Source organism: Gilliamella sp. B2717, from assembly GCF_026536675.1.
Taxonomy (GTDB): Bacteria; Pseudomonadota; Gammaproteobacteria; order Enterobacterales; family Orbaceae; genus Gilliamella; species Gilliamella apicola_I.
On sequence record NZ_JAFNNQ010000031.1, the window covers coordinates 1 to 264 of the forward strand.

A 264-nucleotide genomic window follows, 5' to 3' on the forward strand; every position below is an offset into this window, starting at 1 on the left:
TATAACGGCGGATAAATTCCCATTCGTCTTTATAGTCTTGTGGGTTATAGGTGTTTTTGCCAATACCGACGGAGTGGGCAATCGGAAAGCCAGTTTTATACGGGTGAAAGGTCATTAAATTAACCATATTAGTGCCACCCATATCCGAGCCGCTCTCGCCAAAGTTCGACGGCATAATATGTTCCCATTTAAACACTACTGTACCACCGCAGTATTTAGGGCGCTGAATATAGACTTGCCTTGTCACCCGATTAAAGCGTACCC

The 264-nt window shown here is 44.7% G+C and carries 1 pseudogene; it reads right to left on the reverse strand.

The features are described from left to right. Positions 1 to 196: pseudogene (locus J3U35_RS05525) on the reverse strand (hypothetical protein); the annotation flags it as partial. Positions 197 to 264 lie beyond the last annotated feature (68 nt).